The sequence below is a fragment of the Streptomyces sp. NPDC048600 genome, assembly GCF_055587025.1.
This window is the reverse complement of record NZ_JBVJGZ010000003.1, coordinates 161,790-187,371: the sequence shown is the minus strand read 5'-3', so window position 1 is coordinate 187,371 and position 25,582 is coordinate 161,790. Positions and strand designations below refer to the sequence as shown.

The 25,582-nt window shown below is 73.1% G+C and carries 23 protein-coding genes; 10 read left to right on the top strand and 13 right to left on the bottom strand.

Annotated features, from left to right (window positions below; translation table 11 throughout):
- The first annotated feature begins 84 nt into the window (after positions 1-84).
- From ACZ6SQ_RS05075 to ACZ6SQ_RS05065, 3 genes are all read left to right on the top strand, one after another.
- Entirely contained in the window at positions 85-1,080 is a 996-nt protein-coding gene (locus ACZ6SQ_RS05075) for a Gfo/Idh/MocA family protein (protein WP_469556832.1), read from the top strand.
- A 116-nt stretch (positions 1,081-1,196) separates the two neighbouring features.
- The gene (locus tag ACZ6SQ_RS05070) at positions 1,197-1,832 is read left to right on the top strand and encodes a TetR/AcrR family transcriptional regulator (protein ID WP_469556830.1); all 636 of its coding nucleotides are present in this window, start codon (positions 1,197-1,199) and stop codon (positions 1,830-1,832) included.
- A gap of 245 nt (positions 1,833-2,077) precedes the next feature.
- A complete protein-coding gene (locus ACZ6SQ_RS05065) occupies positions 2,078-2,806 on the top strand; it encodes a bifunctional DNA primase/polymerase (RefSeq protein WP_469556828.1) in 729 nt (242 codons plus the stop codon).
- Between the two features lie 165 nt (positions 2,807-2,971).
- Here the strand turns inward: ACZ6SQ_RS05065 and ACZ6SQ_RS05060 are convergent, their stop codons facing one another.
- The 7 genes from ACZ6SQ_RS05060 to ACZ6SQ_RS05030 all read right to left on the bottom strand — a co-directional run bounded on the left by ACZ6SQ_RS05060 (position 2,972) and on the right by ACZ6SQ_RS05030 (position 10,435).
- A complete protein-coding gene (locus ACZ6SQ_RS05060; RefSeq protein WP_469556826.1) occupies positions 2,972-3,976 on the bottom strand; it encodes an SCO2278 family lipoprotein in 1,005 nt (334 codons plus the stop codon).
- Positions 3,936-4,808, bottom strand: a complete 873-nt coding sequence (gene efeU / locus ACZ6SQ_RS05055; protein ID WP_469556824.1) for an iron uptake transporter permease EfeU — start codon at positions 4,806-4,808, stop codon at positions 3,936-3,938. The genes ACZ6SQ_RS05060 and efeU overlap by 41 nt, the downstream gene beginning before the upstream one ends.
- A 3-nt stretch (positions 4,809-4,811) precedes the next feature.
- A complete protein-coding gene (gene efeB / locus ACZ6SQ_RS05050) occupies positions 4,812-6,146 on the bottom strand; it encodes an iron uptake transporter deferrochelatase/peroxidase subunit (RefSeq protein ID WP_469556822.1) in 1,335 nt (444 codons plus the stop codon).
- 17 nt (positions 6,147-6,163) lie between these two features.
- The gene (efeO, locus tag ACZ6SQ_RS05045; RefSeq protein WP_469556820.1) at positions 6,164-7,324 is read right to left on the bottom strand and encodes an iron uptake system protein EfeO; all 1,161 of its coding nucleotides are present in this window, start codon (positions 7,322-7,324) and stop codon (positions 6,164-6,166) included.
- A 168-nt stretch (positions 7,325-7,492) separates the two neighbouring features.
- Positions 7,493-8,335, bottom strand: a complete 843-nt coding sequence (locus tag ACZ6SQ_RS05040; protein ID WP_469556818.1) for a heme ABC transporter ATP-binding protein — start codon at positions 8,333-8,335, stop codon at positions 7,493-7,495.
- A gap of 37 nt (positions 8,336-8,372) precedes the next feature.
- On the bottom strand, positions 8,373-9,440 hold the full coding sequence (locus tag ACZ6SQ_RS05035) for a FecCD family ABC transporter permease (protein WP_469556816.1): 1,068 nt from the start codon (positions 9,438-9,440) through the stop codon (positions 8,373-8,375).
- The gene (locus ACZ6SQ_RS05030; protein WP_469557203.1) at positions 9,437-10,435 is read right to left on the bottom strand and encodes a heme/hemin ABC transporter substrate-binding protein; all 999 of its coding nucleotides are present in this window, start codon (positions 10,433-10,435) and stop codon (positions 9,437-9,439) included. The genes ACZ6SQ_RS05035 and ACZ6SQ_RS05030 overlap by 4 nt, the downstream gene beginning before the upstream one ends.
- Before the next feature lie 147 nt (positions 10,436-10,582).
- On the opposite strand from ACZ6SQ_RS05030, the gene ACZ6SQ_RS05025 reads away from it, so the two are divergent.
- From ACZ6SQ_RS05025 to ACZ6SQ_RS05015, 3 genes are all read left to right on the top strand, one after another.
- Positions 10,583-12,007: an HtaA domain-containing protein gene (locus tag ACZ6SQ_RS05025; RefSeq protein WP_469556814.1), complete on the top strand. Its 1,425-nt coding sequence runs from the start codon at positions 10,583-10,585 to the stop codon at positions 12,005-12,007.
- Positions 12,008-12,063: 56 nt separating this feature from the next.
- Positions 12,064-13,572 (top strand): HtaA domain-containing protein, encoded by a 1,509-nt coding sequence (locus ACZ6SQ_RS05020; protein WP_469556813.1) that lies wholly within the window; start codon positions 12,064-12,066, stop codon positions 13,570-13,572.
- 95 nt (positions 13,573-13,667) lie between these two features.
- Positions 13,668-14,312 (top strand): PhzF family phenazine biosynthesis protein, encoded by a 645-nt coding sequence (locus ACZ6SQ_RS05015; protein ID WP_469556812.1) that lies wholly within the window; start codon positions 13,668-13,670, stop codon positions 14,310-14,312.
- 174 nt (positions 14,313-14,486) lie between these two features.
- On the opposite strand, the gene ACZ6SQ_RS05010 is transcribed toward ACZ6SQ_RS05015, so the two are convergent.
- Both ACZ6SQ_RS05010 and map read right to left on the bottom strand, forming a co-directional pair.
- Entirely contained in the window at positions 14,487-15,134 is a 648-nt protein-coding gene (locus ACZ6SQ_RS05010) for a biliverdin-producing heme oxygenase (protein WP_469556811.1), read from the bottom strand.
- Positions 15,135-15,259: 125 nt separating this feature from the next.
- Entirely contained in the window at positions 15,260-16,117 is an 858-nt protein-coding gene (map, locus tag ACZ6SQ_RS05005; protein WP_469556809.1) for a type I methionyl aminopeptidase, read from the bottom strand.
- 59 nt (positions 16,118-16,176) lie between these two features.
- Here map and ACZ6SQ_RS05000 point away from each other — a divergent pair, with 59 nt between their 5' ends.
- A complete protein-coding gene (locus tag ACZ6SQ_RS05000) occupies positions 16,177-16,413 on the top strand; it encodes a hypothetical protein (protein ID WP_469556808.1) in 237 nt (78 codons plus the stop codon).
- Between the two features lie 67 nt (positions 16,414-16,480).
- Here the strand turns inward: ACZ6SQ_RS05000 and ACZ6SQ_RS04995 are convergent, their stop codons facing one another.
- A complete protein-coding gene (locus ACZ6SQ_RS04995) occupies positions 16,481-17,818 on the bottom strand; it encodes an MFS transporter (protein WP_469556806.1) in 1,338 nt (445 codons plus the stop codon).
- A gap of 331 nt (positions 17,819-18,149) precedes the next feature.
- On the opposite strand from ACZ6SQ_RS04995, the gene npdG reads away from it, so the two are divergent.
- Complete coding sequence (gene npdG / locus ACZ6SQ_RS04990) at positions 18,150-18,857, top strand: NADPH-dependent F420 reductase (protein ID WP_469556804.1); 708 nt, start codon at positions 18,150-18,152, stop codon at positions 18,855-18,857.
- A gap of 56 nt (positions 18,858-18,913) precedes the next feature.
- Positions 18,914-19,120: a hypothetical protein gene (locus ACZ6SQ_RS04985; RefSeq protein WP_386380495.1), complete on the top strand. Its 207-nt coding sequence runs from the start codon at positions 18,914-18,916 to the stop codon at positions 19,118-19,120.
- On the opposite strand, the gene ACZ6SQ_RS04980 is transcribed toward ACZ6SQ_RS04985, so the two are convergent.
- Positions 19,110-19,910: a site-2 protease family protein gene (locus ACZ6SQ_RS04980; RefSeq protein ID WP_386380496.1), complete on the bottom strand. Its 801-nt coding sequence runs from the start codon at positions 19,908-19,910 to the stop codon at positions 19,110-19,112. The genes ACZ6SQ_RS04985 and ACZ6SQ_RS04980 overlap by 11 nt on opposite strands.
- Before the next feature lie 156 nt (positions 19,911-20,066).
- Between ACZ6SQ_RS04980 and ACZ6SQ_RS04975 the strand changes: the two genes are divergently transcribed.
- Complete coding sequence (locus tag ACZ6SQ_RS04975; RefSeq protein WP_469556802.1) at positions 20,067-23,330, top strand: BTAD domain-containing putative transcriptional regulator; 3,264 nt, start codon at positions 20,067-20,069, stop codon at positions 23,328-23,330.
- A 10-nt stretch (positions 23,331-23,340) separates the two neighbouring features.
- Here ACZ6SQ_RS04975 and ACZ6SQ_RS04970 read toward each other — a convergent pair whose 3' ends face one another.
- Together ACZ6SQ_RS04970 and ACZ6SQ_RS04965 are read right to left on the bottom strand one after the other, a co-directional pair.
- A complete protein-coding gene (locus ACZ6SQ_RS04970) occupies positions 23,341-24,165 on the bottom strand; it encodes an ABC transporter permease (RefSeq protein WP_386380498.1) in 825 nt (274 codons plus the stop codon).
- Positions 24,162-25,187 (bottom strand): ATP-binding cassette domain-containing protein, encoded by a 1,026-nt coding sequence (locus ACZ6SQ_RS04965; RefSeq protein WP_469556799.1) that lies wholly within the window; start codon positions 25,185-25,187, stop codon positions 24,162-24,164. The genes ACZ6SQ_RS04970 and ACZ6SQ_RS04965 overlap by 4 nt, the downstream gene beginning before the upstream one ends.
- Between the last annotated feature and the right edge of the window lie 395 nt (positions 25,188-25,582).

The window sequence follows — 25,582 nt, the reverse complement described above, 5'->3', positions numbered from 1 at the left end:
ATCTTCGAGCCGTGCTCCACCGGCCTATGCTCTCAGCTCGAACACAGTGCTGATTGATTGTGGCCGACCGAGGATGGGGCGGGAATGGCTGACAGCGTGCGGTGGGGGATTCTGGCGACCGGCGGGATCGCGGCGACCTTCACGGCGGATCTGGTGGATCTGCCGGACGCGGAGGTGGTGGCGGTGGCCTCGCGCACCGAGGCCTCGGCGAAGGCGTTCGCCGAACGCTTCGGGATACCCAGGGCCTACGGCGACTGGGCGTCGCTGGCCATGGACGAGGACATCGATGTCGTGTACGTCGCCACCCCGCACGCCTCGCACCGGGCGGCCGCGGGGCTGTGCCTGGAGTCCGGCCGGAACGTGCTGTGCGAGAAGACGTTCACGCTGAACGCCCGCGAGGCCGACGAACTGGTCGGGCTCGCCCGGGAGCACGGACGCTTCCTCATGGAGGCCATGTGGACCTACTGCAACCCGCTGGTGCGACGCCTGAAGGCCATGGTCGAGGACGGGGCGATCGGCGAAGTGCGCACGGTCCAGGCGGACTTCGGGCTCTCCGGCCCCTTCCCGCCGGACCACCGGCTGCGTGACCCGCGCCAGGGCGGGGGCGCGCTGCTGGACCTGGGCGTCTACCCGGTGTCGTTCGCGCAGCTCCTGCTCGGCGAGCCCTCGGACGTCGTGGCGCGAGCGGTGCTCTCGAAGGAGGGCGTCGATCTCCAGACGGGCGCCTTGCTGTCCTGGGAGAGCGGCGCCATCGCCTCGCTGCACTGCTCCATCGTCGGCGGTACGCCCGTACGGGCCTCGGTCACCGGCTCGCGGGGCCGCATCGACATCCCGGACGGCTTCTTCCACCCGGACCGGTTCGTGCTGCACCGGGACGGCCGTGAGCCGGAGGAGTTCGCCGCCGATCCCGCGCACGGGCCGCGCACCACCCTCAAGCACGAGGCCCGCGAGGTGATGCGCGCGCTGCGGGCCGGGGAGACCGAGTCGCCGCTCGTGCCGCTGGACGGCAGCCTCGCCGTGATGCGCACGCTGGACGCGATCCGCGAGCGGATCGGGGTGCGCTACCCGGCGGAGGGCTGAGTCGGCCTTGGGGATGCCCGAGCTTCGTCCCGGGGGATGCCTGGGCGTCTTCCCGGGCGATGACGGTGGAGGCCGAGGCGAGACGCTCCGTCTCGCCTCCTGATATCGTCGGGGGCATGGTCGACAAGCCCGCCCCCGACGCCAGCCGCCGCAGCGAGAAGTCCCGCCGCGCGATCTACGACGCCGCCCTCGCCCTCGTCGGCGAGGTCGGCTACCCCAAGACCACCGTCGAGGGCATCGCCGCCCGCGCCGGGGTCGGCAAGCAGACGATCTACCGCTGGTGGTCCTCGAAGGCCGACGTCCTGCTGGAGGCCTTCCTGGACCTCGGCGAGCAGGCGGCGCAGGCGGCCCACGGGGCCGGACAGGCCGCGCCGGAGACCTACGCCCTCCCGGACACCGGCGACCTCGCCGCCGACCTCAAGTTCGTCCTGCGGGCCACCGTCGACGAACTCCTCGACCCCCGCTTCGAGGTCCCCAGCCGCGCCCTGGCCGCCGAGGGCGTGGTCAACGAGCAGCTCGGCCGCGAGTTCGTCGCCAAGCTCCTCGAGCCCCAGCTCCAGCTCTACGTCGACCGGCTGCGCGCCGCCCAGGACGCCGGGCACGTCCGCCCCGAGGTGGACCCGCGCATCGCCCTGGAGCTGTTCGTCTCCCCGCTCGCCCAGCGCTGGCTCCAGCGCACCGCGCCGATCTCCCACGAGTACACCGACACCCTCGTCGACTACGCCCTCCACGGCCTCGCCCCGCGCGCCTAGGGTCCTTCCGGCGACTGTCGGCTGCGTCACCCCGGCCCCGCAGTGCCTGGCACTCAGTGCCATTGAGGGTGCCGTAAGGCCGGGGGCAAGTCATGGAAATCCCGGCAAAGCACGCCATCGGCGCTGATCCCGGTGTGGGGTACGTCTCGTCCCACCCTTCCCGGTTGTCGGCTCCGGCCCCCCGAAGCGCAGGATGGTGGGACGATGAGGCATGCTGTCCGCACCACAGCGAGGCGAGGGGACAGATGAGCGCGGAGTTCGCCGGCCCGACCGGCCTGCGGGGCAGAATCTCCCAGTGGCTGCGCCGAAGCGGCCCGGAACCGGCCGCCACCGACGACGGCCGTGAGGCCCTGCTGCTCGCCACCGCCGAGGCCGGTCTGCCGCTCGCGCCCGCCGCCCACCCGGCCCCGGGCTACGGCTGCTCCTGCGACCGGGTCGGCTGTCCCACGCCCGCGCGGCACCCGGTGTCGTTCGCCTGGCAGACGCAGTCCACCACCGACCGCGCGCAGGTCGAGCGCTGGGTCCGGCATCAGCCCGAGGCGAACTTCATCACCGCCACCGGCATGACCCACGACGTCCTCGACGTGCCCCTCGAGGCCGGCCGTGAGGCGCTGGAGCGGCTGCTCGCCGACGGGGTCGAGGTCGGGCCGGTCGCCGAGAGCGACGACGGGCGCATGTACTTCTTCACTCTCACGCGGGGTACGCCCGAGGACGAGGACGAGTGGTGGCCGTGCGAGCTGGACTGCCATCCCGAGACGATGGACGAGCATCCCGGGCTGCGGTGGCACTGCCGGGGGTCGTACGTTCTTGTGCCGCCCGCGCGGTTGCCCGGGGGCGAGGGGGAGGGCGTGCACTGGGTGCGGGGGCCTGAGTTCGCGTTGCCGGAGCCGTTGATGTTGTTGGAGCGGCTCACTGACGCGTGTGCGCGGCATGTGGGTGGGCAGGGGTCGGCGACCTGGCCGTCGCGGCGCTAGGGGTTTTGGCGGGGGGTGGCTCTCCTGCGGGGTGGGTGGGGCTGGTCGCGCAGTTCCCCGCGCCCCTCAAGGATTGCGCAGTTCCCCGCGCCCCTCGAGGATTGCGCAGTTCCTCGTGCCCCTGAAAAGACTGCGCCGTTCCCCGCGCCCCTTAAAGCGCTGGGGTCAGTCGCCCTTGGCTGCTGTTAGGCCCTGGATTCTGCCCAGCATTCTCAGTTGGGGGGCGGCTGTGCCCTGTCTGGGGTTGAGGACTGCCTGGTTGGAGACGAACTCCATCGTCAGGGACTGTTTGATCTCGCCGGTGGTGAGGGCGAGCACGTCGTCGTTGGGGGCGGGGACGGTCGCGCCGGCCGCGGCCGTCTGCTTCTCGTAGTGGTGGGTGCTGAAGAAGACCAGGGCGCCGCCGTCGGCGGTCCGCAGGGCCAGCGGGGCGTAGTCGCCCCGGGAGAGCGGCTCGTCGATGTACTGGCGTACGAGACCGGGCCGCTTGGCGTTCTGCTCGCGCAGGTCGCGCCAGGCCGAGGTGTGCGTGCCGTCGGCGAAGGCGTTGCCGCCCACCTTCAGGTACGTCACATAGCCCTGGCTCAAGTCCTCGGGCGCAACGGCCAGTTCGGGGGAGTCGGCCGGGACGGCCTCGACATGGCCGTCCTCGTCCTTCTTGAACTCCGGTACCTCGTCGGGCGCGACGAGCGTCAGATACGCGACCTCCCAGGGCGCCTCCTGGCGGTCGCGGGTGAACACCAGCAGCCAGCGGGCGTCGCCGCCCTTGTTGCCCCGGGCGTCGGCGAGGAACCAGCGCGGCCAGCCCGGCTTCTCCACGACCGTGAACTTCGCGTCCGTCAGCTCCAGCGGGGTGTGCGCCGGGTTCCCGTCGGGGTGGTTGACGCGGCCCGCCTTCAGCCGGGCCGCGTCTATGTCGGCGAGCGCGCCGGTGACATGCCCGGCGTCCAGGGAACTGTCGTAGGCCTTGTCGGCGGCGTTGTACGCGGTCGTGAACTCGCGCAAGGCCTCCGCGGCCTCGGACGCGGTGGCGGCGGGGAGCACCTCGCGCTCCCCGTGCACCACCACGCATCCGCTCGCGGTGAACGACAGGACGGCCGCAACGGCCGCCGCTGTCAGGACGTTACGGTCACGCCTGCGAAGTCTCAGACGGCTGCGATCCCTGGTCATCGGGCTGCTTCACCTTCCCCTTCCCGAAGGGGAACCCTACCGGGGCGAGGAACAGCGCGAGCGTCGGGATCAGGTACAGCAGCCACACCGTGACCTGGAGGACGGTCGGATCGGGCTGGAAGTTGAACACGCCCTTGAGCAGCGTGCCGTACCAGCTGTCCGGCGGGATCGTGCCGCTGACGTCGAAGGCCTTGCTGGTCAGACCCGGTACGAAGTCGGCCTCCTGGAGGTCGTGGACGCCGTACGCCAGCACGCCCGCCGCGACCACCACGAGCATGCCGCCGGTCCAGGTGAAGAACTTCGCCAGGTTGATCCGCAGGGCGCCCCGGTAGAACAGCCAGCCCAGCAACACCGCGGTGGCCAGGCCCAGTCCGGCGCCGATCAGCGGGCGCGGGGAGCCGTCACCGGCCGCGCGCACGGACGTCCACACGAACAGTGCGGTCTCCAGGCCCTCCCGGCCGACGGCGAGGAAGGCGGTGGCGACCAGGGCCCCCGTGCCCATCTGGAGCGCGGAGTCCAGCTTGCCGTGCAGTTCGGCCTTCAGATGCCGGGCGGTGCGCCGCATCCAGAAGACCATCCAGGTCACCAGGCCGACGGCGACGATCGACAGCGAGCCGCCGAGCAGCTCCTGCGCCTCGAACGTCAGCTCCTGGGAGCCGAATTCGAGGGCGCAGCCGAAGCCGAGGGCCACCGCGACCGCGACGCCGATGCCGGTCCAGATCGGCCTGAGCGCGTCGCGGCGGCCGGTCTTGACCAGATAGGCGATCAGGATGCAGACCACGAGGCTGGCCTCCAGGCCCTCCCGCAGTCCGATCAGGTAGTTGGAGAACACCGCTCAGGCCTCCTTCGCGAAGAGCGTGCGGCCCCACCAGTCGTCCTTGTCGCGGACGCCGGGCGGGACGGCGAAGACCGCCGAACCCACGTGCTGGATGTACTCGTTGAGGGCGTCCGTGGCGAGGTTGCGCTGGACGGGGATGAAGCCCTTGCGCACGTCGCGCTGGTAGGCGAGGAAGAACAGGCCTGCGTCCAGGCGGCCGAGGCCGTCGGTGCCGTCGGTGAAGGAGTAGCCGCGGCGCAGCAGCGTCGCCCCGCCGTTGGCGTCGGGGTGGGCGAGCCGTACGTGCGCGTCGGGCTTCATCGCCTTCAGGAACGGCTCGTCGCGCTCCTTGGCCTTGCCGACCGGGGCGCCCTCGCCCTTGTCGCGGCCGAAGATGTCCTCCTGCTCCTGGAGGGAGGTGCGGTCCCAGGTCTCGATGTGCATCCGGATGCGCCGGGCGACGAGGTAGGAGCCGCCGGTCATCCAGTCGCTGCCGTCCTTGGGACCGACCCAGACGAGCTTCTCCAGGCGGTCGGTCTCGGTGCCCGCGATGTTGCGGGTGCCGTCCTTGAAGCCCATCAGGTTGCGCGGGGTCTGCGCCTCGGGCGTGGTCGAGGAGGTCTTGCCGAAGCCGAGCTGGGACCATCTGACGACGACCTTGCCGAAGCCGATGCGGGCCAGGTTGCGCACCGCGTGCACGGCGACCTGGGGGTCGTCCGCGCAGGCCTGGATGCACAGGTCGCCGCCGCTGCGGTTGCGGTCGAGGTTGTCGCCCGCGAACTTCGGCAGGTCGACCAGGGCCTCGGGGCGCCGGGCCGCCAGGCCGAACCTCTCGAACAGCGACGGGCCGAAGCCGATGGTCAGGGTGAGCCGGGAGGGCTTGAGGCCGAGGGCCTCGCCGGTGTCGTCCGGCGGTGCCTCGGGCAGCCCGCCGAAGCCGCCCTCGCCGACCGCCTGCCCGGCGGTCATCCGGCGGGCGGCCTCGGTCCAGTCCTTGAGCAGCTGGACGAACTCCGCGCGGTCCTCGGTGGTGACGTCGAAGGACGCGAAGTGCAGCCGGTCCTGGACCGGGGTGGAGATGCCGGCCTGATGGGCGCCGTGGAAGGCGATCGCGGCGCCCGCCTCGGCGGCCGGCCGCGCGTCGTCGCCCGCGTCGCCGTCGCGGGTCAGGGCGACCGCGCCGCCCGCCGCGGCGGCGCCGAGCGCGAGGCCCGCACCGCCCCAGCCGAGCAGCGCGCGACGGGAGGGCGTGGCCCGGGTCCCGTCGGCCGCGGGGGTGTCGTCCGGGCCGGCGGCGGTCGCCGGGGTGTCGTCCGTGCCGGCGGTCGCCGCCGGGCTGTCCTTGTCGGTCATGTCCGGTTGCCTCTCGCTCACTTGGCGACGACGGCGGCGGCGAGCCGGGAGAGCGGCTCGGCGAGCGCGTTCACCGCGTCCGACAGCTCCTTGCGGTCGGCCTTGCCGACCTTGTCGTACGAGGTGAACTCGTACGACGCCTTGTCCGCACGGTACTTGTCGAGCAGGGCGTCCAACGCGGCGAACTGCTTGTCCAGTTCGGCGGTGAGCTCGGCGTCGTTCTCCTGGGCGACCGGCTTCAGCAGCGCGTAGGACTTCTCGGCGCCCTCGACGTTGGCCTTGAAGTCGACCAGGTCGGTGTGCGAGTAGCGCTCCTCCTCGCCGGTGACCTTGCCGGTGGCGACCTCGTCGAGCAGCTCCTTGGCGCCGTTGGCCATGGAGGTCGGGGTGATCTCGGCCTTGCCGACCCGGTTCTGCCAGTCCTTCAGGTCCTTGATCAGCAGGTCGGCGAGCTCCTTCTCACGGTCGCCGATCTTCTTGTCCTGCCACAGGGCCTTCTCCAGGCGGTGCCAGCCGGTCCAGTCGGTGGCCGGGTCCTGGCCGTCCTCCAGGCCGTCCTCGCGCACGTCGACCTTGGGGTCGATGTCGCCGAAGGACTCGGCGACCGGCTCGGTGCGCTCCCAGCCGATGCGGGAGCCGGCGTAGGCGGCCTGCGCGGCCTTCAGGTCACCGGACTTGACGGCCTGGGCGAACTTCTCGGCGAGCGGCAGCGTCTCGTCGGCCTGGGCCTGCACGTAGGCGCGGTACTCGGCGACGGCCTTGTCCAGGCGCGGGTCACGCTTCGCGGCGGTGTTCTTGCCGGTGGCCTTGATGGCCTGGCGGATGCCGTCGCCCTTCATGCCGGGCTTGCACGCGATCTGGTAGTCGCCGGCCTTCACCTCGGCGGTGACCCGCTGCTTGGTGCCGGGGCCTATGTTCTCGCGCTCGGTCACCACGCGGTCGTCCGGGAAGAGGACGTAGACCTCGGTGACCTTCGAGCCCTTGTTCTCGATGGCGAGTTCGAGGTGCCCGGCGGGCACCTCCTTCTTCGACACCTCACACTTGTCGTCGGTGGCGGTCACGTTGATGACGTGGTCCGAGCCCTCGCCGGCCTTGCTCTTCTCGGTGCATCCCGTAACGGCGGTCAGGGCTGCCGCGGTGGCGGCGGCGGTCACGACGGTGAGGCGGGCGGCACGCATACGGACTCCAGACAAGCGGCGGAAAAGCGACGTGACCCACGCCACATGGTGTGGGTAGGCTCACCTAACTTATCTGAGGCTTACCTGTGTGATACCCGTGCGTGTGGTGATTCAGCTCTCATAGAAGCGGTATGGGCACGGGCCGATCACGGTGGCTCAAAACGGGTGTCATGGAAGAGTCAAGGGAGCGTCAAGGTCCCGGACCGGCACGACCATCGGCGCCCCGGACCGCGGGTGCGGCAGCACCTCGACCGGCTGGTCGTACACCTCCGACAGCAGCGGCCCGGTGAGCACGTCGGCAGGCGCACCGGCCGCCGCGACCCGCCCGGCCCGCAGCACCGCCACCCGGTCCGCGTACGCCGCCGCGAGCCCCAGGTCGTGCAGCACCGCCACCACCGCCTCCCCGGCCCGCGCCCGCTCCCGGCACAGCCGCAGCACCGACTCCTGGTGCCTGAGGTCCAGAGCGGCGGTCGGCTCGTCGAGCAGCAGCAGCGGGGCGCGCTGGGCGAGCACCCGGGCGAACGCCACCCGGGCCCGCTCGCCGCCGCTGAGCGCGGAGAACGGCCGTCCGGCGAACCCCGTCACCTCCGCCGCCGCCATCGCCCCGGCCACGGCGGCGTCGTCCGCGCCTGGGTCCACGGCCGCCCAGGGCGCGCGGCCCATCCGGACGACCTCCTCGACCGTGAACGGGAAGGACAGCTCCGCCGACTGCGGCAGAACCGCACGGCGCAGGGCGAGTTCGGGCGCGCTCCACCCCGACACCGGCCGCCCGAGCAGCCGTACGGTCCCGGCGGCGGGCGTGACATCCCCGGCGAGGGCCGCCAGCAGAGTCGATTTGCCCGCCCCGTTGGGCCCGGCCAGCGCGAGGACCTCGCCCGCCCGGACGGCAAGCGACACCCCGTGCAGCACCGCACGGGACCCGAGCCGCACCTGGAGTCCGCGGGTCTCGGCGAGCACCTCGCCCGCACGGGGCGCGGGCGGCGGTACGGGACGGGTACGCAGCCGGATCACGCCCGGCCTCCTTGTCCACGACGGGTACGCGGCCGGATCACGCCCAGCCTCCTTGCCTACGACGGGTGCGGCGCAGCAGCCAGAAGAAGAACGGACTCCCCACCAGCGCGGTCAGCACGCCCAGCGGCAGTTCGGCGGGAGCGGCGACCGTACGGGCCGCGAGGTCGGCGGCCAGCAGCACCAGCGCACCGCCCAGCGCGCTGCCCGGCACCAGGAAGCGGTGCCCGGGGCCGGCGAGCATCCGCAGCAGATGCGGGACGACCAGACCGACGAACCCGATGACCCCGGCGACACTCACCGCGGCGGCCGTCAGCAGCGCCACCACCAGGATCAGCACGATCCGCAGCCGCTCCACCTCCACCCCGAGATGCCGTGCGGGCCGGTCGCCGAGCGCGAGCAGGTCCAGCCGGCGCGCGTACAGCGGAGCCAGCGTCAGCCCGGCCGCCGCGCACGGCAGTACGGCCAGTACCTTCGGCCAGGTCGCCTGGGCCAGCGAACCGAGCTGCCAGAAGGTGATCTGGTTGACCGCGGCGGTGTCGGCGAAGAACAGGAACAGCCCGATCAGCGCGCCCGCGAAGGCGTTCACCGCGATCCCGGTGAGGATCAGCGTCACGACCTCCGTACGGCCGCCCGAACGGGAGCCCGCGTACACCAGCAGCGCGGTGAGCAGCCCGCCCGCGAAGGCGAGCACGGGCACGGTCCAGGTGCCGAGGGTGTCCAGGCCCAGCGAGATCGCGCCGACCGCGCCGACCGCCGCGCCGGAGGACACCCCGATGGTGCCCGGCTCGGCGAGCGGGTTGCCGAACACGCCCTGCATCAGCGCGCCCGCGCAGCCCAGCGAGGCACCGACCAGCAGCGCGAGCACGATCCTCGGGAACCGGACGTTCCACAGCACGGACTCGGCGACCCGGTCCAGCTCCGCGCCCCCGAGCCCGGCCCGGTGCCGGGCGGAGGCCAGCACGTCCCCGACCGGCACCGGGAAGGCCCCGGTCGCCGCCGCGACGGGCACCAGGACGAGCAGTCCGGCGACCAGCGCGCCCGTCAGCCACCACACGGCACGCCGTCCGGCGCCGCGGGCGAGGGGCTTCTCCAGTACGGCGGTCACCCGGCGGCGTCCCCGTAGAGCTGTGCGACGACGGACCGCAGCACCTGGTCGGTGCGCGGGCCGTAGCTCAGCAGCACGCCGTCCTCCACGGACACCACGCGCCGCGCGGCCCCGGCCGGGGTCTGGGCGACGCCCGGGATACGCACCAGTCCGTCGACGCCGCCGACGGACTGAAGTCCCTTGCTCATCACCAGGATCGCGTCGGGCGCGGCCTGCGCCAGCGCCTCGCTGGTCAGCGGGGTGAAGTCCTTCTCCAGCCCTGCCTCGGCCCCGGCGTCGACCGCCCCGGCCGCCTCGATGAGCGAGGTCGCCCCGGAGTCCCTGCCGCCGAGCAGGTAGACGGAGGCGGAGCCGCGCAGATACAGGAACGCCACCCGCGGCGCGGGGCGTCCGTCCGGAACTCCCGCGCGCACGGCGGCGATCCGCCGCTCGGACCGCTCGGTGAGCCGGTCGCCCGCGCCGGGCACGCCGAGCGCGCCGGCGACGGCCCGGATCCGCGGCCCGACGTCGTCGAGGCCGCGCGCGGGGGCGACGACGAGGACGGGGACCCCGGCGTCCCGGATCTGCCGCACGGCCTCCGCCGGCCCGGTCGTCTCCTCGGCGAGGACGAGGTCGGGCCGCAGCGAGAGCACCCCCTCCGCGGAGACGTCGTGCCCCCGGGTGACCAGGGGCAGCCGTCTCGCCTGGTCGAAGGTCGCGGAGACGTCCCGGGCGACGACCCGGTCGCCCAGGCCCAGGCCGAAGACGATCTCGCTGAGGCTGCCCGACAGCGGCACGATCCGGCCGGCGGCCGCGACGGTGACCTCGCGGCCGTCGGCCGAGGCGACGGTGACGGGCAGCCGGGGAGCGGGCGCGCCGCCGAGCGGCTCGACGCGGTTCGCGGGTTCCCGGCCGCCCGTGCTCGCCCCGGTGCCCGGTGAGCCGCCCGTCCCGGCGCAGCCGGCCGCCGTCAGGGCGAGCAGCGCCAGCAGGACGCCCGCCGCTCGTGTGCGTATCGGTCGCACCGTCCGCCGTTCCTCTCCGCGCCCGCGGGGAGCGCCACTTGGCCTTCGTGCCGGGTCCGGCCTTCCGAACCCGACCCGGTGTAGCTTAGGTTAGCCTTACCTTACTCACCAGTCCTCGTTCCGTTTCGGAGGTCGGCCATGCCCGAATTCCCGCGTCCGCGGCGGTACGCCGCTGCGAACGCGCTGCGAGCGGCCGTGCTCGGAGCCGTGCTCGCCGCCCTGCTCCCGGCCGCCGGCGCGCATGCCGCGGACTCCGCGGTGCAGGGCGGACGGCTCGACTGGGGCATCAAGTCCTCGTTCCAGAGCTATGTCACCGGCCCCGTGGCGCAAGGCGGTTACTCGCTCACCGGCGGCGCGGCCACGGTCGGCGACAGCGGGTTCCGCTTCCACTCCGCGCGCGGCACCCACGACGGAGCCGACGGCTCCTTCACGGCCGCGTTCTCCGGCGGCGTCCGCTTTCTCGGCCACCCCGACGGCAAGGGCGGCCACCAGCTCGACCTGACCATCGCCAACCCCGCCGTCCGCATCTCCGGCGGGACCGGCACGCTCTACGCCGACATCACCGGCAAGGACCGCGGCACCGGCCGGGTCACCAGCTCCACTCAGGTGCCCTTCGCCACGCTCGCCCTCGGCGGCACCGACCTGCGCGGCGAGGGCACCGCCGTCGTGCTGAGCGACATCCCCGCCACCCTCACCGCCCAGGGGGCCCGGTCCTTCGCCGGGTACTACACCGCGGGCACCGCCCTGGACCCGGTGAGCCTGTCGGCGGACATCGTCCGGCCGGCCACGCCCACACCCACCCCGAAGCCGAGTACGCCCAAGTCGCCCTCCGCCGAACCGGCTTCGGGCCGCGCCCTGCGGGACGGCGCCGTCGACTGGGGCGTACGCCGCACCTTCCGCGAGTACGTCACCGGCGACATCGCCCGGGGCGAATGGAAGCTGTCCGGCGGCGCCCAGGACGGCGGCGCCCTCTTCCGCTTCCCCGAGGGCCGCGGCACCTACGACTCCGGCCGGATCACGGCCCGGTTCGCGGGTGCCGTGCGCTTCACCGGCGCTCACGGCCTCGACCTGAGCCTCGGCGACGTCCGCGTCACCGTGAAGGACGGCGGAGGAACACTCTTCGCGGACGTCCGCACAGCCGGCCGCAGTGAGGAGAACGTCCCGCTGGTCACCTTCACCGCCGGGCGGCTGACGGCGGACCACGGCCTGGCCGTGCTCACCGAGGCGCCCGCGCGACTCACCGCCCGGGGCGCCCGCGCCTTCGGCGGCATGTACAGGGCCGGCACCGGGATGGACCCCGTCTCGCTCGCCGTCGCCCTCACCGACGAGGCCGGACTGCCCGCCCTGCCCGACCTCGGCGGCACTCCGACGCCCGCCCCCGAACCGGCCGGGTCCGCCCCGGCCGCCCGGCCCGTCGCGGCCGGCTCCGCCGCCGACGGCACCCCCGCACTGCCCATCGCCCTCACGGGCGGCGCGTTCCTGCTCGCCGCGCTCGCGGTGACGTACGGCCTGCGCAGGCGCCGTACCCGCCAGGACCCTGCCACCGGACAGCCGCGGGACTGACCCCTCCCTCCCCGCCCCCGCCAGGGCGGCACCACACCCAGAGGAGACCCACCGACATGCCCAGCAGACCCCGCCGGACCACCGCCCTCGCCGCCGCCGTGGCGACCGCCGCCGCACTCGGCGCCACCGCGCTCGCCACCGCCGGCGCGACCACCGCCTCGGCGGCCGAGGTCCCGCTCAGCGGCTACGAACTGACCTGGGGCATCAAGCAGTCGTACCGCACGTACGTGACCGGCTTCGCGCACGGCACGTTCACCCCGGCGGAGGGTGCCTCGCAGGCCGCGGGCAACGGCGCGTTCACCTTCCCCGACGGCGCCGGGACCTACGACTCCACCGCCCACACCGTGGACCTCGCCTTCAAGGGCCGCCTGGCGATCGTCTCCGAGCTGCACGGCTTCTCGATCACGCTGTCCGACGTACGGTTCGACAGCGCGGCCGCCGAGATCACCGCCGATGTGACCAAGGGCGGCACCACCAGCCAGGACGTACCGCTCGCCGACGTCACCGTCACCCGCGCGATGACGGACATGGCGACCACGCTGACCGAGGAGGCCGCCGAGGTCTTCGGCAGCGCGAGCTACAAGGGCGCGGCCGGAGACCCGCTGACGGTGGTGCAGAAGACGCCCCCGCCCCCCACGGGCACCCCCACTCCCACTGCCACCACCAGCCCCACCTCCACAGCCACCACCAGCCCCTCCGCCACCACCAGCCCGAGCCCCACCGCGACCGCGACGTCCACGGACCCCTCTCCCACGGCCTCCGGGACCCCGAGCGGCTCCGCCTCCGCCACCACACAGGCGCCCGCCGACCGCGGGGACATCGCCGACGGCACGCTGACCTGGGGCGTGAAGGAGTCCTTCCGGACGTACGTCGTGGACGGCGCGGCCAAGGGCCGGATCACCGTCTCCGGCGGAGCCGTACAGGCCGCGGGCAACGGTGTGTTCACCTTCCCCGACGCGACCGGACGCCACGACACCGAGGCGGGCACCCTCGAAGCCGCGTTCGCGGGCGCGGTGAACTTCAAGGGTCACGAGGAGAACGGCACCTACGGCCTCGACCTCACCCTCACCGGCCTGGAGGCCACCCTCGACAACGGCACCGGCGAGCTCACCGCCGATGTCACCAGCCTCGGCACGACCACGCGCGACGTGGTCCTCGCCGACCTGACCGCGAGGTCCGCCGAACTGTCCGCCGAGGACGACGTCATCGCCGTCGACGGCGTGACGGCGAAGCTCACCGCCGCGGGCTCCCGGGCCTTCGGCGGCTTCTACCCGGCCGGCACCGCCCTGGACCCGGTCGACCTCGCCGTCGCCGTGAACGACGGCGCCGAACTCCCGTCGGGCAGCCCCTCCCCGACCGCCGGAAGCGGCGCGGGAGGCAGCGGCGGTAGCGGAGGCACCACCGGCGGCACGACGGGCGGCACGACCGGCATGGTCACCGGCGGCGGCCTGGCCGCCACGGGCGCCGGCGCCCCCGTCGCCGCACTGGGCACGGCCGCCGCGGTCACCGTCGCCGCCGGGGCGGGTGTGGTCCTCGCGATGCGCCGCCGCCGCCCGCAGGCGTGACACCCGCCCCGTGAGAACGGGGTCCGTGCGGGAGGGGCGGCCACCAGGTCACCTCTCCCGCACGGACCGGCGCCGACCGGTGGTTCAATTCCCCGGTGACTGACTACGACGTGCTGCGCGTCTTCTGTGCGCCGAACGGCGGATACGGCAACGAACTGGGCGTCGTCCGCGAAGGCTCCACCATGCCCGAGCGCGAGGAACGCCAGATGTTCGCCGCCAAACTCGGCTTCAGCGAGACGGTGTTCGTCGACGACCCCGAGCGCGGTGTCGTCGACATCTACACGCCCACCCTGCGGCTGCCGTTCGCGGGCTACCCCTGCGTCGGTGCCGCCTGGCTGCTGGACGTGCCCGAACTGATCACCCCCGCCGGGCAGGTGGGCGCCCGCCAGGACGGCGAGTTCAGCTGGATAGAGGCCCGCGCGGACTGGGCCCCGCCGCGCACCCTGCGCCAGTACGGCTCGGCCGCCGAGGTGGACGCCCTCCCGATACCGCCCAAGGGCGAGTGGATCTACGCCTGGGCCTGGGAGGACGAAGCCGCCGGCCGCGTCCGAGCCCGGGGCTTCCCCGGCCGCGACGACGGCATCGACGAGGACGAGGCCACCGGCGCCGCCGCCATGCTCCTCACCGCCCAACTGGGCCGAGCCCTCAACATCACCCAGGGCACCGGCTCCCAGATCCTCACCGCTCCTCAGCCCTACGACTGGGTCGAAATCGGTGGTCGGGTGTTCCTGGAGCGCTAGCCACCGCGGACGCCACCCTTTGTGAATCGGCTGGGCATCGTCGTGTTTTTGCGCAGTTCCCCGCGCCCCTGGGTGGGTGGGGGTGGCGCGGGCCTTTGAGGGGCGCGGGGAACTGCGCGACAAGCCCCGACGGTGCCGCACACCATCACGAAACGCCCAGCCCAGCGGCAGCACTCACGCAGTGAGGGGATACTCGGCCCCCAGCGCCCTGAACACCGCCGTATTCAGAGCGAAAGCGTCCCGGCACTCGACCACGATCCGCTGCCGCTCCAATTCGTCCGCAGCGAGACCGTCCAGCCGCTCCCGGTAACCACGCTTGAAGGCGGCGGGGTTGTCGATCTCCTCGAACACATAGAACCGCACCCCGTCCCCCTTACGCGCGAACCCCCACGTCCGCTCCGCCCGGTCCCGAATGATCTGCCCGCCCGACAGATCACCGAGATACCGCGTGTAGTGGTGTGCGACATACCCCCCGGGCCACTCCTCGGCACACGCCCGCACCCGGTCCGCGTACACCCGCGTCGCCGGCAACGCACTCAGCGTCGACCGCCACCCGGGCCCCCGCAGATGCTCGAGATCCCGCTCCAGCGCCCCCAGCCGGAACAGCTCCGGCCGGACGAAGGGCCCCGCGACCGGATCGGCGGCCAGCCGCCCCGCCCCGGCCTCCAGCGCCTCGTACACGAACCACAACTGCTCGGTGTAGCGCGCGTACGCGTCCACGCCGAGCCGGCCACCGAGCAGATCGCTCATGAACGTCGAGGTCTCCGCCTCCGTGTGCTGCTCGTGGGATGCGGTCCTGATCACGGTCGAGAAGGAGTCCATGCGTCCATCCTTCTAGGTTAGGGTTACCTAAGTCAATAGGTTTGCCGACGTCCTGTCGGTAAGACGCTACAAGAGAAAACCCGCCCTCACCAGGGGAAACAGATGAGAGCGGGTTGACGGGCAGGTCACGGCAGGGTGAGGATCTCCGCCCCCGACTCGGTGACCACCAGCGTGTGCTCGAACTGCGCGGTGCGCCTGCGGTCCTTGGTCACGACCGTCCAGCCGTCGTCCCACATGTCGTACTCGTGGGTGCCCAGCGTCAGCATCGGCTCGATCGTGAACGTCATCCCCGGCTGGATCACGGTCGTCGCGTGCGGGCTGTCGTAGTGCGGGACGATCAGGCCCGAGTGGAACGACGAGTTGATCCCGTGCCCGGTGAAGTCACGGACCACGCCGTAGCCGAAGCGCTTGGCGTACGACTCGATGACCCGGCCGATGACGTTGATCTGGCGCCCCGGCTTGACCGCCTTGATCGCGCGGGTGAGGGACTCGCGGGTGCGCTCCACCAGCAGCCGGCTCTCCTCGTCGACGTCACCCACCAGGTAGGTCGCGTTGTTGTCGCCGTGCACCCCGCCGATGTACGCCGTGACGTCCAGGTTGACGATGTCGCCGTCGCGCAGGACGGTCGAGTCCGGGATGCCGTGGCAGATGACCTCGTTGACGCTGGTGCACAGCGACTTGGGGAAGCCGCGGTAGCCCAGCGTGGACGGGTAGGCGCCGTGGTCGCACAGATAGTCGTGCGCCACCTTGTCCAGCTCGTCCGTGGTGACGCCCGGCGCGATGATCTTCGCCGCCTCCGCCATCGCCCGCGCGGCGATCCGGCCCGCGCGGCGCATCGCCTCGATCGTCTCGGGCGTCTGCACCTCCGGACCGGTGTACGGCGTGGGCGCCGGCTTGCCGACGTACTCGGGACGGCGGATGTTTCCGGGTACGGAACGGGTGGGAGAGAGCTCCCCTGGTACGAGCAGCGACTGGCCAGACATGCCAGCGAGTCTAAGACAGCGGTCATGGGGGACCATGTCCGTGGCGAAAGGAGCCGGTCATGGCCGTGTTCAAGAAGCGCACCGTCGGCAAACCGGGCGAGTGGTACTACTGCCTGGAGCACAAGAAGGTCGAGGAGGGGCCCGAGTGCCCCGCCAAGGACCGCTTCGGCCCGTACGCCAGCCGCGCGGAGGCCGAGCACGCGATGGCGACCGCCCGTGAACGCAACCTGGAGTGGGAGAACGACCCGCGCTGGCACGACGCGCCGACGGGGGGCCAGAGCACGGACGAGGACTGACGGCCCGGCCGGGCCCGGGGCCGCGTCGCGCGCCACGCCTTCGCGGACCCGCCCGCCCACCCACCCGTCAGGCCCGCGCCTGTGCCTCCGCCTCGCGTACCGCCTTCACGGCCGCGGCGGCCGCCTCCCGCTGCTCACGCACCCGGGCCGCATGCTCGTCCGTGCGGGCGTCGTACGTCATCAGCTTCGGCAGGCACAGCGCCAGCAGACCCACCCCGCCCGCGCACAGCAGCCCGCCGGACCAGACCGACGCCCGCACGCCCCACCACGCGGCGAACCCGCCCGACCTGACCTGACCGAGCGTCGGCCCGACCGAGTACGACAGCAGCTCGATCCCGGCGAGCCGGCCGCGCAGCTCGTCGGGGATCGTCTGGTTCCACATCACCCCGCGGAAGATCCCGCTGACCATGTCGCAGCCCCCGGCGACGGTCAGGAACAGCAGCACCAGCCACACGTTCCCGCAGACGCCCGCCGCCGCGATCGCGAGACCCCACAGCGCGGCCGCGAGCACCACCATCCGCCCGTGCCGGTGGATCCGCGCGGTCCAGCCGCTGGTCACGCTCACCAGCAGCGAACCGAGAGGCACCGCCGCGTACATCAGTCCCAGCGCCCACTCCGCGCCCAGGTCGTCCGCGAGGAACGGCAGCACGGCCAGCGGCATCGCCAGGAACATCGCCGCGAGGTCCACGGCGTAGGTGCCCAGCAGCTCCTTTCGGCTCCAGGCGTACCGGGCGCCCTCGGCGATGGCCTTCAGGGAGGGCCTGGCCGCCTCGTGGGCGGCGGGGGAGGAGGCGAGGGGCACGATCAGTACGACCGACACGGCGAAGGTGAGCAGGTCCGCCGCGTACGCCCAACCCAGCCCCGCGTACGCCACGACCACGCCCGCCAGGGCCGGGCCCGCGACCCCGCCGACGGTCCAGCGCAGCGAGTTCAGCGAGGCGGCGGCGGGCAGATGCTCGTGCGCCACGATCCGCGGCCACAGCGAGTCGAGCGCGGGCCGCTGCACGGAGACCAGCGCGGAGGACAGCGCGGCCACCAGATACAGCGGCCACACAGCGGGCTCCGGCAGCAGTGCGTTCACCAGCAGGATCACGCTCAGCAGCCCCTGCCCGACCTCCGACCACAGGATCAGCCCCCGCTTGTCGAGCGCGTCGGCCAGCGCCCCACCGTAGAGCCCGAACACGATCAGCGGGATCAGCTCCACGGCCCCGATCGCCCCGACCGCCGCCGCGGATCCCGTCAGCTCCTTGATCTGCACGGGCAGCGCGACGAACGTCAGAAAGCTCCCGAAGTTGGAGACCGCCCCCGCCATCCACAGCAGCCGGAAGTCCCGCGAAGCCCGCCACGGAGCCAGATCGGGAAGCAGCCCGCGCGAGCGGGAGGGGGATTCGGGGGAGTCAGCCACGACGGGCCATGCTCGACGCCCCACCCCACCACCGCAACCGAGTTTCGCGGGGAGCCGCGCCCCCGCACAGTCACGCCCCACCCCTCAGGGGGCGCGGGGAACTGCGCGAACACCCCCCACAACCCGCAGAGTCACGACCCACCCTTCAGGGGGCGCGGGGAACTGCGCGAACACCCCCCACAACCCGCAGAGTCACGACCCACCCCTCAAGGGGCGCGGGGAACTGCGCGAACCCCCCCCCACAACCCGCACCCACCCCCCGGAGCCAAGCCGCACCCCGCCCCGACACCGCACCCCCCGCACGCCACGCCCCCGCACGTAGAGTCGCCCCATGACCTCTACCGACAGTGCTGCACAGAAGGCCCCCGCCAAGGACCCCTGGGACCTGCCCGACGTCTCCGGGCTCGTGGTCGGCGTGCTCGGCGGGACCGGCCCGCAGGGCAAGGGCCTCGCCTACCGCCTCGCGCAGGCCGGCCAGAAGGTGATCATCGGCTCCCGCGCCGCCGAGCGCGCCGAGGCGGCCGCGGACGAACTCGGCCTCAGCATCGAGGGCGCCGACAACGCCGAGACCGCCCGCCGCAGCGACATCGTCATCGTCGCCGTGCCCTGGGACGGCCACGGCGCCACCCTGACCGCCCTGCGCGAGGAACTCGCCGGGAAGCTCGTCGTCGACTGCGTCAACCCGCTCGGCTTCGACAAGAAGGGCGCCTACGCCCTCAAGCCCGAGGAGGGCAGCGCCGCCGAGCAGGCCGCCGCCCTGCTGCCGGACTCCCGGGTCACCGCCGCCTTCCACCATCTGTCGGCCGTCCTGCTCCAGGACCCGGAGATCGAGCGCATCGACACCGACGTGATGGTGCTCGGCGAGGAGCGCGCCGACGTCGAGATCGTCCAGGCCCTGGCCGGCCGCATCCCCGGCATGCGGGGCGTCTTCTCCGGCCGGCTGCGCAACGCCCACCAGGTCGAGTCCCTGGTCGCCAACCTGATCTCCGTCAACCGCCGCTACAAGGCCCACGCGGGACTCCGCGTCACGGACGTATGAGCCGATGGGGGACACTGATGGACATCAGCAGTGTCCCCCGACAGGAGCCGATCCCCATGCCTCCCGTGCCCCCGCCCCGCCAGGCCCGGCGTCTCGCCCTCTACGCCCTGGCTGTCTGCCTCCTCGCCGTGGCCGCCGCCGTCGTCTCCTTCGCGCAGGGCAGCTGGCTCGGGGTCGTCTGGGTGCTGCTCGCCGGTCTGTCCTCCAACATGACCTGGTACTACTTCAAGCGCGAGCGGGCCGGCCGGTCCGTCACGGGCTGACCGAGCACACATCGGCCGTACCGCGCCAGAAGCGGTACAGGTCGTAGCCGCAGTACGTGTCGAAGTCGCTGATCCCGAGCCCTCGCAGGATCGCGTCGACCATGTCGAAGAACACGCTGTTCACCGAGGGGATCCACAGCAGCGCGAACACGATCAGCAGCCCGAACGGCGCCAGCGGCTCCACCTGGCGCCGCACGTTGTACGACAGCCAGGGCTCGATCACGCCGTAGCCGTCCAGGCCCGGCACCGGCAGGAAGTTCAGGATCGCCGCGGTCACCTGGAGCAGCGCCAGGAACGCCAGCGCGAACCGGAAGTCCCGGGGCACGCCGTCCAGCGCGTCCAGCCAGAACGGAGCCGTGCACACCAGCGCGAACAGCACGTTCGTCAGGGGACCCGCCGCCGAGATCAGGCTGTGCCGCCAGCGGCCCCTGATCCGGCCGCGCTCGATGAACACCGCGCCGCCGGGCAGACCGATCCCGCCCATGATCACGAACAGCACGGGCAGCACGACGCTCAGCAGCGCGTGGGTGTACTTCAGCGGGTTCAGGGTCAGATAGCCCTTGGCGCCCACCGAGATGTCCCCGCTGTGCAGCGCGGTGCGCGCGTGCGCGTACTCGTGCAGGCACAGCGACACGATCCACGCCGCCGTCACGAACAGGAACACGGCCAGCCCCGGCTGCTCCGCGAACCCGGTCCAGGTGGCCCAGCCGGTCACCGCCGTCACGGCAGCGATCCCGACGAAGACGGGACTGATCCTCCGGTCGCTGTGCCGGTTCGTGGCGGTCGTCATGGCGCGGGACACCTCCGTACTCGGTCGACTGGCCGACCGTACCTGTCATGACGGGACAACGTAACGGGAACCGGGGAGGGTTCCTGAGAAGGGGGACCCCGTCCGGCGGCACCCGCCGGAAAACCCCGTGCCGAGCCCCCCGCCCCACCGGAGAGAATGGACCCCGTGCGCTACCGCATCCTCGGCACCACCCAGGCGCTCCGCCCCGACGGCACACCCGTCCCGGTCGGCGGGGCGCGGCTGCGCGCCCTGCTGACCGTGTTCGCCCTGCGCCCGGACCGCGTCGTACCGGCCGGACTGCTGGTGGAGGAGGTGTGGGAGGGCGACCCGCCCGCGGACGCCGCCGGCGCGCTCCAGGCGCTGGTGGGCCGGTTGCGCCGGGCCCTCGGCGCCGACGCGGTCGTCTCGGCCGACGGCGGCTACCGGCTCGCCGCCGCCCCCGACGACATCGACCTGCACCGCTTCGAGCGGCTCACCGGCGACGGACTGCGCGCCCTCGCCGACAGCGACCCCGCCAAGGCCGCCGCCGTCCTCGACGACGCCCTCGCCCTGTGGCGCGACCCGGCCCTCGCCGACCTGCCCGACCGCACCGCGGAGGCGGCCCGCTGCGAGCAGCTGCACCTCGACGCCCGGCGCGCCCGGCTCACCGCCGCCCTCCGCCTCGGCCACGCCGACCGGGCGCTGCCCGAGCTGACCGCCCTGTGCGACACCCACCCCCTCGACGAGCCGCTCCAGGCGCTGCGCCTGGCCGCCCTGCGCGACACCGGCCGCGCCGCCGAGGCCCTGGCCGCCTACGACACCGTGCGCAGGCTGCTCGCCGACTCCCTCGGCTCCGATCCGGGGGCGGAACTGCGCGCCCTGCACGCCGAGTTGCTGGCGGCCGGGGAACCCGTGCCGACGGCCCGGCCGCCGCGCGGCAACCTGAGGGCCCGGCTGACCTCCTTCGTCGGCCGCGAGGACGACATCGCCGCCCTGCGCGAGGACCTCGCCGCCGCCCGGCTCGTCACCCTCCTCGGGCCCGGCGGGGCCGGCAAGACCCGGCTGTCGCAGGAGGCGGCCGAGGGCGTCACCGAGCTCGCCCCGCACGGGGTGTGGCTGGCGGAGCTGGCCCCGGTCGACGACCCGGCCGCCGTGCCCGAGGCCGTGCTCACCGCGATCGGCGCCCGCGAGACCGTCCTGTACGGCGCCGGCGCCGAGAGCATGCGGGCGGCCGTCGCCGACCACCACCACGACGACGCCGTCAGCCGGCTCGCCGAGCACTGCGGCCGGCGCCGCATGCTGATCGTCCTCGACAACTGCGAGCACGTCATCGACGCCGCCGCCCGGCTGGTGGCCGAGCTGCTGGCCCGCTGCCCCGGCCTGACCGTGCTGGCCACCAGCCGCGAGCCGCTCGGCGTACCCGGGGAGCTGGTGCGCCCGGTCGAGCCGCTGCCCGAGCCGTACGCGCTGCGGCTGCTCGCCGACCGCGGCGCGGCCGCCCGGCCCGGCTTCCGCCCCGACGAGGACCCCGAGGCCGCCGCGGAGATCTGCCGCCGCCTGGACGGACTGCCGCTCGCCATCGAACTGGCCGCCGCCCGGCTGCGGATGCTCACCCTGCGCCAGATCGCCGACCGCCTCGACGACCGCTTCCGGCTGCTGACCACCGGCAGCCGCACCGTCCTTCCCCGCCAGCAGACCCTGCGGGCCGTCGTCGACTGGTCCTGGGACCTGCTGGACGCCGACGAACGCGAGGTCCTCGGACGGCTGTCGGTGTTCGCGGGCGGCTGCGACCTCACCGCCGCCGAGGCCGTGTGCGGGCCCGCCGCACTCGACGTGCTCGGCCAGCTCGTCGACAAGTCCCTGGTGGTGGCGGCCCCTTCGGGCACCGGCGGGATGCGCTACCGGCTCCTGGAGACCGTCGCCGAGTACGCCCGCGAACGCCTGGAGCAGGCCGGGCGACGCGCCGCCGCCGAGCGCGCCCACCTCACCCACTACCGCGAACTCGCCCGCACCACCGACCCGTTGCTGCGCGGCCCCGGCCAGCGCGCCGCCATCGACCTGCTGGAGCTGGAGTACGAGAACCTGCGCACCGCCCTGCGGCACGCCGTCGCCGAACGCGACGAGCAGGAGGCGCTCAGCCTGGTGCTGTCGCTGGTCATGTACTGGCAGATGCGCGACCTGCGCCACGAGAGCCGCAACTGGTGCGCCGAGGTGATGACCCTCGGCCCCGACCCCTTCGCCGAGCCCCTCCGGCGCGCCGCCCCCGTGTGGGAACGCCTGACCTCCGCGCCGCCGCCGCTCTCCGGCGAGGCCCTCACCGAGGCCCGGCGCGGAGTGCATCTGGCCCACCTGGCCTGCATGGAGACCGAGCTGGACGCCTGGCAGACCCCCGAGGCCCAGGCCAAGATGCGGCTCATCGCCGACACCTACGAACCCGGTCAGCCGCAGACCTGCCGCATCCCCGGCATGCTCTGGTTCTACGCGGTGATGCTGACCGGCGACATCGACCGCGTGTACGAGATCATCGAGGCCTGCGTACGCACCTGCCGCGACACGCCCGGCTTCGACTGGGAACTGGCCGTGAGCCTCCAGATGCGGGCCAACTTCCGCGCCAACCACAGCGCGTGGGCCACCGACGCCGAGCGCGACGCCGAGGAGGCCCTGGCGATCTTCCGCCGGATCGGGGACGACTGGGGCTACGCCGAGGCCCTCTCCGCGCGTGGCGAGGCCCGCGAACGGCACGGCCGGTTCACCCTCGCCGCCGCCGACTACCAGGAGGCCCGCGACTACGCCGAGCAGCTCGGCGCCCGCTCCCACACCGCCGTGCTCGCCTCGCGGCTCGGTGCCGCGCTGCTGGAGGCGGGGGAGGCCGAACGCGGCGAGCGCATCCTGCGCGAGGTGATCGCCGAGCACGAGGGCACGCTCAGCGAGGGCATGCCCGCCGCCCGGCTGTTCCTGGCCGGCTGGCTCGGCGTGACCGGCCGCACCGCCGAGGCGGGCGAGCAGCTGCGGCTGCTGCGCGGGGAGTTCCAGCTCGCCCACTTCGTCGTCTTCGACGCGTTCATCCTGGGCGCCGAGGCCTGGCTGGACGTGTGCGAGAAGCGGTACGAACAGGGCCTGGACAAGCTCCGCGAGGCACTGCGGATGGCCGAGGACCCGCTGTCCCGGGCCATGCAGCCGAGCATGCGCTCCGCGTATCTGTGGGTCGCCGCGCTCGCCCTGGCCGAGCACCAGGAGGGCCGCCGGGCCGCCGACGCCGCCCGCTGTCTGGGCGCGGCCGACGCCGCGCTGCCGCCCGCCCATGTGCCGTCCCTGCTGGAGCGCACGGTCCGCGAGCGCGCCGAGGCCGCGATCCGGGCCGTACTCGACCCCGGCGCCCACGACACGGCGTACGCCGAGGGCGGCGGCCTCTCACCCGCGGAGGCCGCCGCCCTGCTGTGAGCGCACGCGCTCAGGTCTTGGTGCGGAACTTGTGGATGGCGACCGGCGCCATCACCGCGGTGATCGCCACCGACCAGCCCACCGTGATCCACAGGTCGTGGGCGACCGGTCCGCCGATCATCAGGCCGCGGGCCGCGTCGGCGAGCGTGGACAGCGGGTTGTAGTCGGTGAAGGCCTGGAGCCAGCCCGGCATCGACTGGGTCGGCGCGAAGATCGACGAGCCGAACTGGAGCGGGAACAGCACCAGGAAGCCCATCGCCTGCACCGACTGCGCGTTCTTCAGCACGACGCCCAGGGTGAGGAACACCCACATGATCGAGGAGGCGAACAGCGAGGCAAGGCCCACCGCCGCGAACACGCCCGGCCAGCTGGTGATCTCGAAACCGACCAGCACGGAGACGCCCATCAGGATCGCCGTCGCGAACAGCATCCGCGCCAGCTCCACCGTGATCTTCGCGAACAGCACCGAGCCGCGCCCGATCGGCAGGGACCGGAAGCGGTCCATGACACCGCTGTTGAAGTCCTGGCTGAAGCCGGTGCCGACGCCCTGGGACAGGGTCATGCTCATCATCGCGACCATGCCGGGGATGACGTACTGCACGTACTGGTCCTGGCCGCCGCCCAGCGCCTGGCCGATCGAGCCGCCGAAGACGTAGACGAACAGCAGGGTGAACACGATCGGCATCAGCAGGGCGTCGAACATCGACTCCGGGTCCTGCCGGATCCACAGCAGGTTGCGCCGGACCAGCGCGCCGGTGTGCCGCAGATGCGCGCGCAGCGTGATGCGGGAGTCGACGGGGACGGCGGCCGGGACGGCTGCGGTGGCGGCGCTCATACGGCGACCTCCTGGAGGGCGTCGGGGGACTCGGTGGACTGCGGGACGCTCGCCCGCTGGCCGGTGAGGCTCAGGAAGACCTCGTCCAGGCTGGGAAGTTCGGTGGTGACGGAGGCGAGGGTGATGCCGAGCGCGACGGCGGCGCCGATCGCGGCGGTCAGCTGCTCGTCGCTGAGGACGGGCACCAGCACCGAGCCGTTGTGCGTGTCGACCTCGGTGGTGGCGAGGCCGGTGATGCCCAGCTCGTCCAGCGCGGAGGCGAGCTGGCGCGCCCGCAGCGGGTCGGCCGGCCTGATCCGCAGCCGGCGCCCGCCGACCCTGGACTTCAGCTCGTCGATCGCGCCGCCGGCGATGACCCGGCCCCGGTCGACGACCGTCAGCTCGGAGGCGAGCTGCTCGGCCTCCTCCATGTACTGGGTGGTGAGCAGCACGGTCACGCCGTCGCCGACCATCGCCTTGACCTCGTCCCACACCTCGTTGCGGGTGCGGGGGTCCAGGCCGGTGGTGGGCTCGTCCAGGTAGAGCACGGACGGGCGGCCGATCATCGACGCGGCCAGGTCCAGCCGCCGCCGCATACCGCCGGAGTAGGTCGACGCCGGGCGCCGGGCGGCCTCCGTCAGCGAGAAGCGCTCCAGCAGCTCGTCGGCGCGGGTGCGGGCGTCCTTGCGGGACAGGTCCAGCAGCCGGCCGATCATGTAGAGGTTCTCCCAGCCGGGCAGCTTCTCGTCCACCGAGGCGTACTGCCCGGTCAGCCCGATCACCCGGCGCAGCTGCCGGGGCTGGCGCACCACGTCGTACCCGGCGACGGTCGCCTGTCCGGCGTCCGGCGCGAGCAGCGTCGACAGAATCCGGACCAGCGTGGTCTTCCCGGCGCCGTTCGGCCCGAGCACCCCCATCACGGTCCCCTCGCGCACGTCCAGGTCGACCCCGTCCAGCGCCTTCGTCTCGCCGTAGTGCTTCACCAGCCCCCGCACGGTCACGGCGACGCCCGTTCCCCCGGGCCTGTTCTCGATTCGCGTCATGACCACGAAGGTGCCAGCCCCGACCGACAGATCCCCGACATCCGACCGACAGCCCACCTACACCCGCCCCCCAGCCCGCCCGGCGCTTGTGGACGACCCCACCCCCCAGCCCGCCCGGCGCTTGAGGACAAGGCCGTTCAGGCCCCCCCCGCCCGCGACCCTGCCCCCCACCCACCCCTCAGCCCGTCCGGCGCTTGAGGACAAGGCCGCTAAGGCCGCCCCCCCGCCCGCGACCCCCGCACCCCCCACCCACCCCTCAGCCCGTCCGGCGCTTGAGGACAAGGCCGCTGAGGCCGGCCGGGGGTCAAAGGGGCGCAGCCCCTGGAGATGGGAACGGGTAGGGGCGGCGGGGGCGAAGAAGAAAAGGGGACAGCCCGTCGACGGGGGATGATCGA

What these genes read in the sequence shown, in the direction of transcription:
- ACZ6SQ_RS05075 (WP_469556832.1), top strand. Translation starts at nt 85, where the DNA reads ATGGCTGACAGCGTGCGGTGGGGGATTCTGGCGACCGGCGGGATCGCG.
- ACZ6SQ_RS05070 (WP_469556830.1), top strand. Translation starts at nt 1,197, where the DNA reads ATGGTCGACAAGCCCGCCCCCGACGCCAGCCGCCGCAGCGAGAAGTCC.
- ACZ6SQ_RS05065 (WP_469556828.1), top strand. Translation starts at nt 2,078, where the DNA reads ATGAGCGCGGAGTTCGCCGGCCCGACCGGCCTGCGGGGCAGAATCTCC.
- ACZ6SQ_RS05060 (WP_469556826.1), bottom strand. Translation starts at nt 3,976, where the DNA reads ATGACCAGGGATCGCAGCCGTCTGAGACTTCGCAGGCGTGACCGTAAC.
- efeB (WP_469556822.1), bottom strand. Translation starts at nt 6,146, where the DNA reads ATGACCGACAAGGACAGCCCGGCGGCGACCGCCGGCACGGACGACACC.
- efeO (WP_469556820.1), bottom strand. Translation starts at nt 7,324, where the DNA reads ATGCGTGCCGCCCGCCTCACCGTCGTGACCGCCGCCGCCACCGCGGCA.
- ACZ6SQ_RS05025 (WP_469556814.1), top strand. Translation starts at nt 10,583, where the DNA reads ATGCCCGAATTCCCGCGTCCGCGGCGGTACGCCGCTGCGAACGCGCTG.
- ACZ6SQ_RS05020 (WP_469556813.1), top strand. Translation starts at nt 12,064, where the DNA reads ATGCCCAGCAGACCCCGCCGGACCACCGCCCTCGCCGCCGCCGTGGCG.
- ACZ6SQ_RS05010 (WP_469556811.1), bottom strand. Translation starts at nt 15,134, where the DNA reads ATGGACTCCTTCTCGACCGTGATCAGGACCGCATCCCACGAGCAGCAC.
- map (WP_469556809.1), bottom strand. Translation starts at nt 16,117, where the DNA reads ATGTCTGGCCAGTCGCTGCTCGTACCAGGGGAGCTCTCTCCCACCCGT.
- ACZ6SQ_RS05000 (WP_469556808.1), top strand. Translation starts at nt 16,177, where the DNA reads ATGGCCGTGTTCAAGAAGCGCACCGTCGGCAAACCGGGCGAGTGGTAC.
- npdG (WP_469556804.1), top strand. Translation starts at nt 18,150, where the DNA reads ATGACCTCTACCGACAGTGCTGCACAGAAGGCCCCCGCCAAGGACCCC.
- ACZ6SQ_RS04985 (WP_386380495.1), top strand. Translation starts at nt 18,914, where the DNA reads ATGCCTCCCGTGCCCCCGCCCCGCCAGGCCCGGCGTCTCGCCCTCTAC.
- ACZ6SQ_RS04980 (WP_386380496.1), bottom strand. Translation starts at nt 19,910, where the DNA reads ATGACGACCGCCACGAACCGGCACAGCGACCGGAGGATCAGTCCCGTC.
- ACZ6SQ_RS04975 (WP_469556802.1), top strand. Translation starts at nt 20,067, where the DNA reads ATGGACCCCGTGCGCTACCGCATCCTCGGCACCACCCAGGCGCTCCGC.
- ACZ6SQ_RS04970 (WP_386380498.1), bottom strand. Translation starts at nt 24,165, where the DNA reads ATGAGCGCCGCCACCGCAGCCGTCCCGGCCGCCGTCCCCGTCGACTCC.
- ACZ6SQ_RS04965 (WP_469556799.1), bottom strand. Translation starts at nt 25,187, where the DNA reads ATGACGCGAATCGAGAACAGGCCCGGGGGAACGGGCGTCGCCGTGACC.